General features: G+C 72.3%; 10 protein-coding genes. 8 read left to right on the forward strand and 2 right to left on the reverse strand.

Features of this window, described 5'->3' with window-relative positions:
• Positions 1-171: 171 nt before the first annotated feature.
• Positions 172-2,595, reverse strand: a complete 2,424-nt coding sequence (locus ACIQTP_RS31380) for a penicillin acylase family protein (RefSeq protein WP_403406146.1) — start codon at positions 2,593-2,595, stop codon at positions 172-174.
• Positions 2,596-2,780: 185 nt separating this feature from the next.
• On the opposite strand from ACIQTP_RS31380, the gene ACIQTP_RS31385 reads away from it, so the two are divergent.
• Complete coding sequence (locus tag ACIQTP_RS31385; protein ID WP_403406149.1) at positions 2,781-4,325, forward strand: acyl-CoA synthetase; 1,545 nt, start codon at positions 2,781-2,783, stop codon at positions 4,323-4,325.
• 236 nt (positions 4,326-4,561) lie between these two features.
• Here the strand turns inward: ACIQTP_RS31385 and ACIQTP_RS31390 are convergent, their stop codons facing one another.
• On the reverse strand, positions 4,562-6,181 hold the full coding sequence (locus ACIQTP_RS31390; protein ID WP_403406152.1) for an acyl-CoA synthetase: 1,620 nt from the start codon (positions 6,179-6,181) through the stop codon (positions 4,562-4,564).
• 273 nt (positions 6,182-6,454) lie between these two features.
• Between ACIQTP_RS31390 and ACIQTP_RS31395 the strand changes: the two genes are divergently transcribed.
• The 7 genes from ACIQTP_RS31395 to ACIQTP_RS31425 all read left to right on the forward strand — a co-directional run bounded on the left by ACIQTP_RS31395 (position 6,455) and on the right by ACIQTP_RS31425 (position 14,884).
• A complete protein-coding gene (locus tag ACIQTP_RS31395; RefSeq protein WP_403406155.1) occupies positions 6,455-7,255 on the forward strand; it encodes a crotonase/enoyl-CoA hydratase family protein in 801 nt (266 codons plus the stop codon).
• A 212-nt stretch (positions 7,256-7,467) separates the two neighbouring features.
• Positions 7,468-8,409, forward strand: coding sequence for a Zn-ribbon domain-containing OB-fold protein (locus ACIQTP_RS31400; RefSeq protein WP_403406158.1), 942 nt, complete (start codon positions 7,468-7,470; stop codon positions 8,407-8,409).
• A complete protein-coding gene (locus tag ACIQTP_RS31405; RefSeq protein WP_403406161.1) occupies positions 8,410-9,465 on the forward strand; it encodes a thiolase domain-containing protein in 1,056 nt (351 codons plus the stop codon). It begins immediately after the preceding gene.
• Entirely contained in the window at positions 9,462-10,628 is a 1,167-nt protein-coding gene (locus tag ACIQTP_RS31410) for a thiolase domain-containing protein (RefSeq protein ID WP_403406164.1), read from the forward strand. The genes ACIQTP_RS31405 and ACIQTP_RS31410 overlap by 4 nt, the downstream gene beginning before the upstream one ends.
• Before the next feature lie 83 nt (positions 10,629-10,711).
• The gene (locus ACIQTP_RS31415) at positions 10,712-10,954 is read left to right on the forward strand and encodes a DUF397 domain-containing protein (RefSeq protein ID WP_054232930.1); all 243 of its coding nucleotides are present in this window, start codon (positions 10,712-10,714) and stop codon (positions 10,952-10,954) included.
• A 257-nt stretch (positions 10,955-11,211) separates the two neighbouring features.
• A complete protein-coding gene (locus tag ACIQTP_RS31420) occupies positions 11,212-11,841 on the forward strand; it encodes a CGNR zinc finger domain-containing protein (protein WP_403406167.1) in 630 nt (209 codons plus the stop codon).
• Between the two features lie 151 nt (positions 11,842-11,992).
• Positions 11,993-14,884, forward strand: a complete 2,892-nt coding sequence (locus ACIQTP_RS31425; RefSeq protein WP_403406597.1) for an AAA family ATPase — start codon at positions 11,993-11,995, stop codon at positions 14,882-14,884.
• Positions 14,885-14,998 lie beyond the last annotated feature (114 nt).

The following is a 14,998-nucleotide window of genomic DNA, read 5'->3' on the forward strand; positions in this document are numbered from 1 at the left end:
CGCATGTGTCACAGCCTCGGGGCCCCGGGGGGGGGGGGGGGGTGCGGGGGGGGGCGGGGGGGGGGGGGGGGGGGGGGTGGGGGGGGGGGGGGGGGGGGGGGGGGGCCGGGGGGGGGGGGGGGGGGGGGGGGGGGGGCGGCCCCGCCCCCCCCCCCCCCCACCCCGCAGCCGTCAGCGGTGCTCACCCACGCGGATCACCCACAGCCCGGGCGAGGACAGGATGTCCTTCTCGCAGAACCGGGAGGTGACCCACTTCCCCTCGGAGAACAGCCGCGTCTGGTCGCTGAAGTGCGGCGAGTTCGGGTTCGACGACTGGGAGTAGGTCAGCAGCGTACGGGCGACCGGACAGCGGCCGCCGTCCCACCCGACGGCCTGGATGTACGAGGACCCCGTGGTGACCTCGGTGTAGCCGCCGGCCGCCGCGTCCCACACCGGTTCGACCTTGTTCCACACGCCGAGCGACTCCGTGCCGCCCGGCACGGGGATGCGCTGACCGCCCCGGACGACGACCTGGTGCGAGCCGAGCGTCGCGTCCAACGCGATGCCCGCCGCCCGCAGCTCGCTCACCGCGTCGGCGAGGGCCGTGGCCACGCCGGGCGCTTGCGTGTTGAGCGTGTTCGGCGTGTGCACGGGGTCCGCCGCCGAGAACGGCACCTTCCAGAGCTGCGCGGGCGCGGTCACGGCGGTCAGCCGCCGCCAGAACCGGTCGAAGAGCAGCGCGCCCCGGCTGCCGGTCTTCATGGAGTGGTCCCACGCCCTCAGCACACCGCACGCCTCGCTCACGTCGACGGCCCTGCCGTCGCTGCCCGTCGCCGTCCCACCGGGGAGCGCGGCACAGGCGCGGGCCGTGTCGTCGGCGATGAGGTCACCCGAGGTCGCCCGGTTCGCGAACTGCTGCGCCTGCAGGTCCCGTACGGTCAGCTCCCCCTGGGCGGCCATCGCGGACACGGCCGCCTTCGCGCCGCGCGCGCGGGCCGACAGCGGCGAGCCGATCGGCCCGAAGACCCGTTCGTACCCGGTGAGCGGCCGGTCCGTGTTGGCCAGCCAGGCGCTGTCGTTGGAGTTCTCCGCGTACGGCGCGTCCTTGAGGACCGGCATCTTCGCGGGCCCGAAGATCCCGGGCTGTACGGCGTCGGGGTCGCTGCCCAGCGTGCAGTCGCCGCGGGAGCCGTCGAGGACCGCGACGCCGGACGACGGATAGAGGGCCTTGCCGAGCGCCGTCGAGCAGCGCTGGGCCAACTCGTCGGTGATACGCGGAAGCACCTGCGACTGCGTGAACAGCGAGTGCCCGTCCGAGTCGGCGGCGACCGTGTTGATCCAGGGCAGCCCCTGTGTGCGTCTGAGCGTCGTGAGGACGTCGGCCGTGCTGCGGGCCCGGCTGAAGCCGAGGGCGGTGTCGGGCGCGCGCAGGTTCCCGGCGTTGGGGTCGTTGAGGGCGTACGCCGTCGTGGACGTCCAGGGCAGCGGGAGTCCGGCGCCGAGCGAGGTGACGACCGGGCCGTAGCGGGTCCACCACTGGGTGCGGGTGACGGCCGGCCCGCCCCGCGCCTCGACGGTGACGGTCCGCCTCGTCATCCGCTCCGGCTTCCCGTCCACCAGGTACGTCGTCGGGTCGGCCGGATCCAGCGTCAGCTGGTGGAGGCTGAACGTGACGCCGGTGGCGACGGTATGGCTCCAGGCCATCCGCGCGTTGTGCCCGATGGAGACCGTGGTGGAGCCGAGCAGCGCGCCGCCCGCGACGTTCAGCTCGCCGGGGATCGTCTGCTGCGACTGCCAGAAACGACGGCCGCCCTGCCACGGGTAGTGCGGATTGCCGAGCAGCAGCCCGCGGCCGTTGGCCGTCGTGGCACCGCTGAAGGCGACCGCGTTGGACCCCATGTCGGCGGTGTCGAGGAGCTTTCGGGCGGCGCGCGCGGCACTCTGTGCGTCGGGTATGCCGACGGCCGTACGCGCGGCGGTCGTCGCGGGCGGCCGCGCGGCCGTGATGCCGTCGACCGCGCGGCCCTGACCGCCGAGCACCGCCAGCGCGAAGGTACGCGCGGCCACGTCCACCGCGGTCACGGGCCGGACCCAGGAGGCGCCCCGGCAGGCCGGATCGGTGATCCGGTTCTGGGCGAGCCAGGCGTTGTAGCCGGCCGCCCAGCCCCGCATCAGATCCTTGGAATCGCGGCTCGGACCCCGTGGCGCGGGCTCCGCGAGCAGTTTCTCCACGGTGCCCGTCGCCCGCACGCCGCGGAAGTAGAGGTCGCTGGAGAGGTTCTCGGCCGCCGAGGACAGCGAACCGTCCGGGGCCGCATCGGGGCCGAAGAAGCGGGAGCGTTCGCCGCGCAAGGTCACGAACCCGTCGGCGAGGGTGCACACCTGGTCGGCGGCCTGGGCCCAGCCGGTGCCGAAGCCGAGGTCCGCGTAGTTCTTCGCAAGGATGTGCGGAATGCCGTACTCGGTGTAGCGGATCACGGCGGACAGACCGCCGGAGGACGGGTGGGACGGAGAGTGCTGACGCTCCTGGCCGTTCGCGGCGGTCGCGGGCAGCGCGGCCGAGGCGGTGAGCAGGGCGACGGCCAGGGCGGCGAACCGTCCGGGGCGGATGCGCATCGTGCCTCCCGACATCATTGAGGGAAGGGGCGGTTGAGCGTAACAACAGCCACAGACGTGTGACCTGGTGTCAGTACGTTCCACGGCGGGGTTGATCCTCTTCGCGCCAAGGACGCGGGACGCTTGACCCCGCTCGCGGGCCGGAACGAGGATCACGGCAGAGCAGCCGGACGAAGGAGCAGGTCATGACGGCGGGTCAGAACCCCACGGTGGCGGCGGGACGGAGCGTCACGGTCGACGGGGTGCTGCGGCGCAGCGCCCGGCGGACCCCCGAACGCGTCGCGGTCCACTACCGCGACCGGTCCTGGACCTACGCCGAACTCGACGAGGCCGTCTCCCGCGCGGCCCAGGTGCTGCGCTCCTCGGGACTGGCACCGGGCGACCGTGTCGGTGCCTACGGCCACAACTCGGACGCGTACCTGATCGGCTTCCTCGCGTGTGCGCGCGGCGGGCTGGTGCACGTGCCGGTCAACCAGAACCTGACCGGTGACGACCTCGCGTACATCGTCGGACAGGCCGGCTGCGGACTGGTCCTGGCCGACCCGGACCTGGCCGGGAACCTCCCCGAGGGAACCCGCGTGCTGGCCCTGCGCGACAGCGACGACTCGCTGCTCGCGCGCCTCGACACGACCACGCCGTACGACGGACCGGAGCCCCGCGGCGAGGACCTGACGCAACTCCTCTACACCTCCGGCACCACCGCGCAGCCCAAGGGCGCCATGCTGACCCACCGTGCGCTGGTGCACGAATACCTCAGCGCGATCACCGCCCTCGATCTGCAGGCCGGCGATCTGCCCGTGCACGCGCTGCCTCTCTATCACTCGGCGCAGATGCACGTGTTCCTGCTGCCCTATCTCGCGGTCGGCGCCGTGAACGTCATCCTCGACGCGCCCGACGCCGAGCGGATCCTCGACCTGGTCGAGGCCGGACAGGCGGACAGCCTGTTCGCGCCGCCCACCGTCTGGATCGGACTCTCCAACCGCCCCGACTTCGCCACCCGTGACCTGAGCGGACTGCGCAAGGCGTACTACGGGGCGTCGATCATGCCGGTGCCGGTTCTGGAACGGCTGCGGGAACGCCTGCCGAAGCTGGCGTTCTACAACTGCTTCGGCCAGAGCGAGATCGGACCGCTGGCCATGGTCCTCGGACCCCACGAGCACAAGGGGCGGATGGACTCCTGCGGGCGGCCGGTGCTGTTCGTCGAGGCGCGGGTCGTCGACGAGTCCGGCAAGGACGTGCCCGACGGGGAGCGGGGCGAGATCGTCTACCGTTCACCGCAGTTGTGCGAGGGCTACTGGGACAAGCCGGAGGAGACCGCGGAGGCCTTCCGCGACGGCTGGTTCCACTCAGGGGACCTCGCCGTGTGCGACGAGGAGGGCTACTTCACCGTCGTCGACCGGGTGAAGGACGTCATCAACTCCGGTGGCGTGCTGGTCGCCTCACGGCAGGTCGAGGACGCGCTCTACACCCACGACGCCGTCGCCGAGGTGGCCGTGGTCGGGCTCCCCGACGAGCGGTGGATCGAGGCGGTCACGGCGGTCGTCGTCGCCCGCACCGAGGTCACCGAGGCCGAACTCCTCGCCCACGCACGCGAGAAGCTCGCCGCCTTCAAGGCGCCCAAACAGGTCGTCTTCGTGGACGAACTGCCACGCAACGCCAGCGGAAAGATTCTCAAACGCGAGCTGAGGGACCGCTTCGCGGACGCACGGGCCGAAACCGCCCAGGGGTAGAGCGCCCCTGGCAAAAACGGCCGACGACCGTCGCGTTCGACCGTCACCGTTCGCCCCGGGACGGGCTCGGCGTGGGCGCTCTCCGCGGCCCGGGCTTCCACGGACCGCCGTTCCTCGCCCCGCTCCGCTTCGAGCGCGTCCGCACGTCGATCGCGGGCCACTTGGTGCCGGGGCCGCGGCTGTCGTTCGCGGTGGCCGCCGCTGGTTTCCCGACGGCGGCGGTCGCGCCGTATGCGTCAGCGGGCCGCCTCCGTCGCCACCGAGCGCGCCCAGCGGTAGTCCGCCTTGCCGCTGGGCGAGCGCTGGATGGTGTCGGTGATGACGAGCTGGCGGGGGACCTTGTAGCCGGCCAGGTGGCCCCGGCAGTGGGTCTGGATGTCGTCCAGAGAGGGCCTGCCCGCGCCCTCGCGGAGCTGGACGACCGCCGCCACGTGGTTGCCCCACTTCTCGTCCGGCACCCCGGCGACCAGCGCGTCGTACACGTCCGGATGGGACTTCAGGGCCTGCTCGACCTCCTCCGGATAGACCTTCTCGCCACCGGTGTTGATGCACTGGGAGCCGCGGCCGAGGACGGTGACGATGCCCTCCTCGTCGACCGTCGCCATGTCACCGAGCAGAACCCACCGCTCGCCGCCCTTCTGGAAGAAGGTCTCGGCGGTTTTCTTCGGGTCGTTGTAGTAGCCGAGAGGCACATGGCCGCGCTGTGCGACCCGGCCGGGCTCGCCGACGGCGACCGGCTCGTACGTGGCCGGATCCACCACCTGAGTGCGGGAGTTGACCCGTAGCCGGAAGCCCTTGCCGGCTCCCGAGTCCGCGGTCGCGGTGCCGTTGAAGCCGGACTCCGAGGAGCCGTAGTTGTTGAGCAGCATCACGTTCGGGACCAGTGACTGGAACTGCTCACGCACCGTCTCCGACATGATCGCGCCCGACGAGGACACGCTGAACATCGAGGAGCAGTCCGTGCCCTTCATCGGTCCCCGCAGCGCGTCGATCAGCGGGCGCAGCATCGCGTCGCCGACCAGCGACATGCTGGTGACCTTCTCCTTCTGCACCGTCCGCAGGACCTCCTCGGGCACGAACTTGCGGTGGATCACGACCCGTTGGCCGAAGTTGAACCCGATGAACGCCGTCAGTGTCGAGGTGCCGTGCATCAGCGGGGGAGTGGGGAAGAAGGTGATCCCCTCACTGCCGGCCGCCACCCGCTCAGCGAGCTCCTCCGGCTTCTTGACCGGCTCGCCCGTCGGGGCTCCGCCGCCCAACCCGGAGAAGAACAGGTCCTCCTGACGCCACATGACACCCTTGGGCATGCCGGTGGTGCCGCCGGTGTAGATGATGAACTGGTCGTCGGCCGAGCGTGGCGGGAAGCCCCGTTCGGGGGAGCCGGCGGCCTCGGCCTCGGCGAAGTCCAGGGCGGCCAAGGAGGCTCCGTCGGTCGCCGCGCTCCCCACCCGCAGGACATGCCGCAGCGCAGAGGCCCGCGGCAGTGCCGCCGCCACCCGGTCGGTGAACTCCGTGTCGAAGACCAGCGCCACCAGATCCGCGTCCCGGTAGAGGTAGACCAACTCCTCTTCTACGTAGCGGTAGTTGACGTTGACCGGCACGATCCGTGCCTTCAGGCAGCCCAGCACGGTCTGCACGTACTCGACGCCGTTGTAGAGGTGCAGTCCGAGGTGCTCGCCGGGGCGGATGCCGCTGTCGATCAGGTGATGGGCGATGCGATTCGCCGCCGAGTCGAGTTGCGCGTACGTCAGACGGCGCTCCGCGCCCGTGCCCGGATGGTCGACGTACACGAGCGCCTCGCGGCCCGGAACCACGTCGACGACCGACTCGAACAGGTCGGCAAGGTTGTACTCCACCGCTCCTCCTGACGTCGCGCGTCCGGGCCCGCCCCCAGGGCCTGTCGTTTGGATCAGGCCTGGGCCGCGGGGTCTGACCAAGCCCCGTCTCCTGGAACGGCCTGATCCAAACGACAGGCCCTGGGCTCGACGGCCATCAGAGCAAAGCCCGCCACAACAGGGAAGGGCCCGCGCAGAAGAAATCTGACTGCCTGTCAGAAAACCCTTGTACTGGTCCCACGCCTACTGCAACCTGTTCTCGTTCCAGAGAGCCTGTCTGACGGGAGGACGGCAATGGGTGGTACGGAACACCTCACCGTGCAGCGCGAAGGCGCCACACTGGTGCTCACGCTCAACAGGCCCGAGGCCAAGAACGCGCTCTCGCTGCCGATGCTCGTCGGTCTGTACGACGGCTGGATCGAGGCCGACGAGGACGACGCGATCCGCTCGATCGTGCTCACCGGTGCGGGGGACGCCTTCTGCGCCGGCATGGACCTCAAGGCGCTGGCGGGGCGGGGCATGGAGGGGCAGCGGTACCGGGACCGGCTGAAGGCCGACCCCGATCTGCACTGGAAGGCGATGCTGCGTCACCACCGGCCCCGCAAACCGGTGATCGCCGCCGTCGAGGGGCACTGTGTCGCGGGCGGTACCGAGATCCTCCAGGGCACCGACATCCGGGTCGCGGGCGAGTCGGCGACCTTCGGGCTCTTCGAGGTCAGGCGCGGGCTGTTCCCGATCGGCGGCTCCACGGTCCGTCTGCAACGCCAGATCCCACGCACGCACGCCCTGGAGATGCTCCTGACGGGGCGTCCGTACTCGGCCCGGGAGGCCGCCGGGATCGGCCTGGTCGGACATGTCGTGCCCGACGGGACGGCGCGCCAGAAGGCCCTCGAGATCGCCGACCAGATCAACGCCTGCGGTCCGCTGGCCGTCGAGGCGGTCAAGGCGTCCGTGTACGAGACCGCCGAGATGACGGAGACGGAGGGCCTCGCGGCCGAGCTGACCCGCGGCTGGCCGGTCTTCGACACCGCCGACGCGAAGGAAGGCTCCCGAGCCTTCACCGAGAAACGCCCACCCGTCTATCGGCGCGCGTGACGTCCGGGGGCGTAACGGCGCGCGGGGCAGGGACGGGCGTGACAGCGGCCTTCCGCGGCCGGCAGGGCGAGACCCGAGGGCCCGGGTTCTGCCTTCGGGGCGTGCTCGGCCCTCTCCTTCCGCCCGACGCAGTCACCACGTGCTCGATCCTCCCCCTCCCCCCGACGGAGTCGTGACGCGCACGATCCCCCTCCCCTAAGGAGACAACCGGGATGCCCGAAGTCCTCAAAGCCCCCCTCGTCGTCGAGTTCCCCTTCACCCGTTCGCTCGGTCCCGTCCAGAGCGCGTTTCTCACCGGGCTGCGTGAACGTGTCGTCCTCGGTGTGAAGACCGCCGACGGCCGGACGCTCGTCCCGCCCGTCGAGTACGACCCCGTCACCGCGGAGGACCTGGGCGAGCTCGTCGAGGTCGCCCCCACCGGCACCGTCACCACCTGGGCCTGGAACCACGAACCCCGTCGGGGCCAACCCCTCGACACCCCCTTCGCCTGGGTCCTGGTCCGGCTCGACGGCGCCGACACCGCCCTCCTGCACGCCCTGGACGCACCGGGTCCCGAGGCCGTACGCACCGGTATGCGCGTGCGAGTCCGCTGGACGGCGCGGCGCACCGGCGCCATCACCGACATCGCCTGCTTCGAGCCGTACGACGGAGACCGCCCAGAGATCGCGGGCCACGACGGGCGGTTCGAGGACATGGTCACCGGCATCGTCGCTCCCGCGCGCCTCGACTACGTCTACTCGCCCGGCCGCGCCCAGTCCGCCTACATCAACAGCCTCTCCTCGCGGCGCACCGTGGGCGAGCGCTGCCCGTCCTGCCGCAAGGTGTACGTCCCGCCGAGGGGCGCGTGCCCCACCTGCGGTGTCGTCACCTCGGAGCAGGTGGAGGTGGGCCCGCGCGGCACCGTGACCACGTACTGCATCGTCAACATCAAGGCCAGGAACCTCGACATCGAAGTGCCGTACGTCTACGCGCACATCGCCCTCGACGGCGCCGACCTCGCGCTGCACGGCCGGATCGGCGGCATCCCCTACGACCAGGTGCGCATGGGGCTGCGGGTGGAGCCGGTGTGGACGGAGGGCGGCCGCTATCCCGACCACTACCGGCCCACCGGCGAACCGGACGCCGAGTACGACACGTACAAGGAGCTGTTGTAGATGCCGCCGATCAGGGACATCGCCGTCGTCGCCTTCGCGCAGAGCGACCATCTGCGCAGCACCGACGAGCTCTCCGAGGTGGAGATGCTCACCCCGGTCCTGCACGCCGTCCTCGACCAGACCGGGCTGAAGACCAGCGACATCGGTTTCACCTGCTCCGGTTCGAGCGACTACCTCGCGGGCCGCGCCTTCTCCTTCACCATGGCCCTCGACGGGGTGGGCGCCTGGCCGCCGATCTCCGAGTCGCACGTGGAGATGGACGGGGCCTGGGCGCTGTACGAGGCGTGGACGAAACTGCTCACCGGCGACGCCGACACCGCGCTGGTGTACGGGTACGGGAAGTCGTCACCCGGATCCGTACGGGACGTTCTGACCCGGCAGCTCGACCCGTACTACGTCGCGCCCCTGTGGCCCGACTCCGTCGCCCTCGCGGCCCTCCAGGCGCAGGCGCTCATCGACGCCGGCGAGACCGACGAGCCCGCGCTGGCGGGGGTGGCGTCCCGCAGCCGCGCTTCGGCCGCCACCAACTCCCATGCCCAGCTGCGGGGTTCGGTGGCCCAGGGCGAGTACCTCGTACGGCCCCTGCGCGTCGGCGACTGCCCGCCCGTCGGCGACGGTGCCGCCGCCGTGATCCTCGCGGCGGGGGAACAGGCCCGCGAGCTGTGCGAGCGGCCCGCCTGGATCCGGGGCATCGACCACCGCATCGAGGCGCACGGCCTCGGCGTGCGCGACCTGACGGACTCGCCGTCCACCCGCCTCGCCGCCGAACGGGCCGGAGCCTTCGAACGGCCCGTCGACACCGCCGAGTTGCACGCGCCGTTCACCTCCCAGGAGGTGGTCCTGCGCAAGGCGCTGCGGCTCGGTGAGCAAGTGCGCGTCAACCCGTCCGGCGGCGCGCTCGCCGCCAACCCGATCATGGCCGCCGGGCTCATCCGCATCGGTGAGGCCGCCGCGCGCGTCCACCGGGGCGAGTCCGACCGGGCGCTCGCCCACGCCACCTCCGGGCCCTGCCTCCAACAGAACCTGGTCGCCGTACTCGAAGGGGATCCCCGATGAGCAAGGAGCCCGTGGCCGTCGTAGGCGTCGGCCAGACCAAGCACGTGGCGGCGCGACGGGACGTGTCCCTCGCGGGACTCGTCCGCGAGGCCGCCGGGCGGGCGCTCGCCGACGCCGAGTTGACGTGGGCCGACATCGACGCCGTGGTCATCGGCAAGGCGCCCGACTTCTTCGAGGGCGTCATGATGCCGGAGCTGTACCTCGCCGACGCGCTCGGCGCGGTCGGCAAGCCCATGCTGCGGGTGCACACGGCGGGTTCTGTCGGCGGATCCACGGCCCTGGTCGCAACGAACCTGATCGCGGGCCGCGTCCACGGCACGGTCCTGACCCTGGCCTACGAGAAGCAGTCCGAGTCGAACGCCATGTGGGGCCTGTCCCTGCCGATCCCCTTCCAGCAGCCGCTGCTGGCCGGGGCGGGCGGCTTCTTCGCGCCGCACGTACGGGCGTACATGCGGCGCACCGGCGCGCCCGACACCGTCGGCTCGCTGGTCGCGTACAAGGACCGGCGCAACGCGCTGAAGAACCCGTACGCCCATCTGCACGAGCACGACATCACGCTGGAGAAGGTGCAGGCCTCGCCCATGCTGTGGGACCCGATCCGCTACTCGGAGACCTGCCCGTCCTCGGACGGCGCCTGCGCGATGATCCTCACCGACCGGGCGGGGGCGGCCCGCTCGCCGAGGCCGCCCGCGTGGCTGCACGGCGGCGCGATGCGCAGCGAGCCGACGCTGTTCGCGGGCAAGGACTGTGTCTCGCCGCAGGCGGGCAAGGACTGCGCGGCCGACGTGTACCGGCAGGCGGGCATCGCGGACCCGCGCCGTGACATCGACGCCGTGGAGATGTACGTGCCCTTCTCCTGGTACGAGCCCATGTGGCTGGAGAACCTCGGTTTCGCCGAGGAGGGCGAGGGCTGGAAACTCACCGAATCCGGTGTGACCGAGCTTGACGGGGACCTGCCCGTCAACATGTCGGGCGGTGTCCTCTCCACCAATCCGATCGGCGCCTCCGGCATGATCCGCTTCGCGGAAGCGGCACTTCAGGTGCGCGGTCAGGCGGGAGAACACCAGGTGGAAGGGGCTCGCAGGGTGCTGGGACACGCCTATGGAGGAGGATCCCAGTTCTTCTCGATGTGGCTGGTCGGGGCCGAGCCGCCCGCCTCCTGAAACCGTCCCCCTCACGTGGCCTGTCCGCCGCCGGAACCGATCGCTAGGCTGGCGGCGGACGACGAACCGGGAGGAGCACGGACGTGGCCGAGAGCACCATCGAGCAGCACCCGCTGGCGGGGTGGGACAAGCCTGAGCTGGACCTCAGCAACGCCGAATGGCAGTCCAGCAGCCGAGGGCGGGGAGACGTCCAGATCGCTTTTGTCGAGGGCTTCATCGCGATGCGCAACAGTGGCCGTCCCGCGAGCCCTTCCTTGATCTTCACACCGGCCGAGTGGGGCGCGTTCGTGTCGGGCGCCCGCGAGGGAGAGTTCGACCTGACCTGAGCCGATCCGACCCGACCTGACGTCGAGACTTCGAGCCGACGCCCCGTACGAGGAGGCGATACGCGACGTGGGTCCCGTCCCGGGGCCGGTGCCCCAACCGGGGTCCGGTCCCAGGACGAGGCTTCTCTTCCGGGGGCGGGCGATCCGTGATCGGCACGGCGGCCCCGAGCGACTGAACGGCACGGCGACTCCGAGCGACTGAACGGCACGGCGGCCCCGTGGGGCTAATGGGTGTGCCTGTATCTATCATTAACGGCATGGCGGACTCGATCGACGCGGACACCCGGCTGGCCCTGGACCTCGCCCTCACCATCCGGCACGACGGACAGGGCGGAGTCGCCGACGACCTCACGGAACCCGGCGGACTCACCGCGTGGGTGCGGGAGCACGCCGACCTGCTGCCCGGAGCCGACGCTTTCAACGGTGACGCATTCATCGCCGACGCCGCCGCGCTCGCCGCCGTACGCGACCTGCGCGCCGCGGTACGCGCCCTGTTCGCCCGCGCCGTGCGCCCCGGCGACCCCAGCCCGGCCGACGCCGCGCGGCTGCCGCCCGTACCGCAGGCCGTGCTACGCCTCAACACCGCCGCCGCCCTCGCGCCGACCGTCCCCGTCCTCATCTGGGACGACGGCGCCGAGCCCGTCGTACGCCGACAAGCCGTGGGCGGCGCAGCTCCCCTCCCGGCGCTGCTCGCCCGCGCCGCCCTCGCCTTCCTCGCGAGCCCGGACCGGTCGCGGCTGCACGCCTGCCACGCGCCGCGCTGCGTGCGCTACTTCATCAAGGAACATCCGCGGCAGGAGTGGTGCAAACCCTCGTGCGGGAACCGCGCCCGCGTCGCCCGCCATCACGAACGGCACAGGAAATCCGCGCAGGCCGTGGGGGATTGACCGAAGAATCCGGTCGGTCGGCCGAAGCCCGCGCCGGTAGCGGCGGAAGGGCTCCCCACGAGGCGCTACGAGCGTACGCTGAGGTCCCTGGAGGTCACGGTACGCATCCGCTCCCCGCGTGGACCGCACCACCGTGGCCAGGGGGTGGATCATGGGACAGCGCGGTGCACGCAGCAGAAGGACACTCTTTGAACGGGAGGGTGAACTCGCCGCCGCCGACGATGCGTTGAACGAACTCACCGGCCTGCGCGAGGACGGGACCGAAGTATCCGAGCGGCCCCGCGGCGCACTCCTCGCCTTCGCCGGACGTGCCGGAATCGGCAAGACCACGCTCCTCGCCGAGGTACGACGGCGCGCCGCCGCCCAGGGCTGCACCGTCCTGTCCGCGCGCGGCGGCGACCAGGAACAGGGCGTCGCCTTCCACGTCGCCCGCCAGCTCCTGCAACCGCAGCTCGCCGGGATCGCGGAGGCGGAACTCCGCGCCCAGCTGGGGAGTTGGTACGCGATCGTCGGCCCCGCGCTCGGCCTGTGCGCCCCGTCCGAGGGCGCCCCGCCCGACCAGCAGGGCCTGCGCGACGGCCTCGACTGGGTGCTCACCCACCTCGCGGTGCAGCGGGCCCCGATGGTACTCGTCCTCGACGACGCGCACTGGGCCGACCCCGAGTCGCTGAGCTGGCTCGCCGCCTTCGCGCCGCGCGTCGAGGAACTTCCGCTGCTGCTCGCCGTCGCCTACCGGCCCGACGAACTCCCCGACCACGCCGAGGCGTTCAGGAGCCTTCCCGGACGCGCCGGCCAGCGCCCCCTCGACCTCGAACCGCTCAGCGCAGCCGCCGTCGCCGGACTCGTCCGCGAGGACCTCGGCATCCAGGCCGACGACGTGTTCTGCCGCGAGTGCTGGGCGGTCACCGCGGGCAACCCCTTCGAGGCGGTGGAGCTGACCGCGAAGGTCCGCGACCGCGGGCTGGTCCCGACCGAGGAAGGGGCGCACCTGCTGCGCGACCTCGCCGCCGCCGTCAAGGGCAGCGGGCTGATCGCCCGCCTCGAACGCCTCGGCACCTCCACCGTCCGCTTCGCCTGGGCCTGCGCCGTCCTCGGCACCGAGATCCCGCCGACCCTGGCCGCCGCCGTCGCAGGGCTCGGCTCCGAGGAGGCCGCCGACGCCGCGGACGCCCTGCGCGGCGCCCGCATCCTCGCCGGCGCCGACACCCTGGAGTTCGTCCACCCGCTCATCGCCACCGCCGTCTACCGCGCCATCCCCGGCGGCGTCCGCGTGGCCCTGCACGGCCAGGCGGCCTGGTGCGTCATCGACGAAGGGCTCGGCCCCTCCGCCGCCGCCCGCCACCTCATGGAGACCCACCCCGAGGGCGACAACTGGGTCGTCCAGCAGCTGCGCGCCGCCGCCCGCGAGACCCAGCGCGCCGGAGCCCCCGACGCCGCCCGCCGCTATCTCGCCCGGGCCCTGCGCGAACCGCCGCCCCCCAAGGAGCGCGCCGCGGTCCTCCACGAACTGGGCTGCGCCTCCCTGCTCACCGAACCGGCGACCACCGTCAACCACCTCCGGGCCGCCCTGGAAGAACCCATCACCGCCCCGGAGCTGCGCCACAACATCGTCTACCGGCTCTCCCAGGTCCTCGCCCACAGCGACCGGCTCGCCGAGGCCTCCGAGACGCTCGCCCGTGAGATCCGCGTGACCGGCGACGCCCGGGTGCGGCTGCGCATGCAGTCCGAACAGTTCATGTGGGACGCCTTCCGCGCCGACGAACCCGACTCCCCGGCCCGCTCCCGCCGCCTGGCCCGCCTCGCCGACCGACTCACCGGCCGCGACCTCACCGAGCGCTATGTCATCGGCCTGCGCGCCTGGGACGCCACCCTGCGCGGCGAGCCCGCCCATGTCGCGCTCCACCACGCCGAACGCGCCCTCGCCGGAGGGATCCGCTGGGCCGAGGCCGACCGCGGCTTCGAGGTGCCCGTCCTGGTCGCCCTCACCTTCATGTACGCCGACCGCCCGGGTCGCACCGAGGAACTGTTCGCCGCCGGGATCGCCGACTTCGAGTCCCAGGGCTGGCACGGCGCCCACCTCTCCTTCGGCTACACCCTCCTCGGATACGTCCGCTACCGCCGCGGCCGGCTCGCCGAGGCCGAGGACTTCGCCCGCGCGGGCCTCAGGCTCGCCGAACGCGTCGGCGCCCGCACCCCCGTCCACTGGTACGCCGTCGGCGTCATCATCGAGATCCTGCTCGCCCGCGGCCGCGTCACCGAGGCCGCCCGGATCGCCGAGGACCACGCGTTCGGCGCGCCCTTCCCGGCCGCCGTCACCTTCCCCGACGTCCAGACCGTGCACGGCGAACTGCTGCTCGCCCGCGGACTCACCAAGGACGCCGCCGCCGAGCTCGAAGCGGCCGGGCGCCGCCTGGACCCGCGCGGCATGCGCAACCCCTCCTGGTGCCCCTGGCAGCTCCACCTCGCCCGCGCCGAAAGCCACGACGCGCCGGAACGCGCCGTCGCCACGGCACTCGAAGCGGTGCACCGCGCCCGCCAGTTCGGCGCCCCCTCGGCCGTCGGACAGGCGCTGCGGGCCGCCGCCGACGTCTCCTCCGGCTCGACCCGCGTCAAGCTCCTCGAAGAGTCCGTCAGCCATCTGGAGCGCTCCCCGGCCGCCTACGAACTGGCCTGCGCGCTGGTCGCCCTGGGCACCGAACTGCGCCGCTCGGGCTCTCCCAAGGAAGCCGCCGAACACCTCTACCGAGGACTGGACGCGGCCATGCAGTGCGGCGCCGACGGCCTCGGTGACGAGGCCCGCGCCGAACTGGCCGCCGCCGGGCTGCGCCCACGCCGTCTGCACAGCACCGAGACGGACACCCTCACCGCACGTGAACGCACGGCCGCCGCGCTCACCGCCCGGGGCCGCACCACGACCGAGGTCGCCGAAGAGCTGGGAACCGACGAACCGACCGTCGTCCGCCTGCTCTCCGTGGTCTACCGGAAGGTGGGCACGGACCGTACGGGACTGGCGGCGGCGCTGGGCCAACAAACGGTCCGGTAGCACGCGCGACCGGTCCGGCAACCACGTACAACTGGGTCCGGCGACGATGCGCGACCGGATCCGGCAGCGATGCGCGACCCGGTCCGGCGACCACGCACGGGCGACGCCCCCAAG

The sequence above is a fragment of the Streptomyces sp. NPDC090798 genome (assembly GCF_044768965.1).
GTDB lineage: Bacteria > Actinomycetota > Actinomycetes > Streptomycetales > Streptomycetaceae > Streptomyces.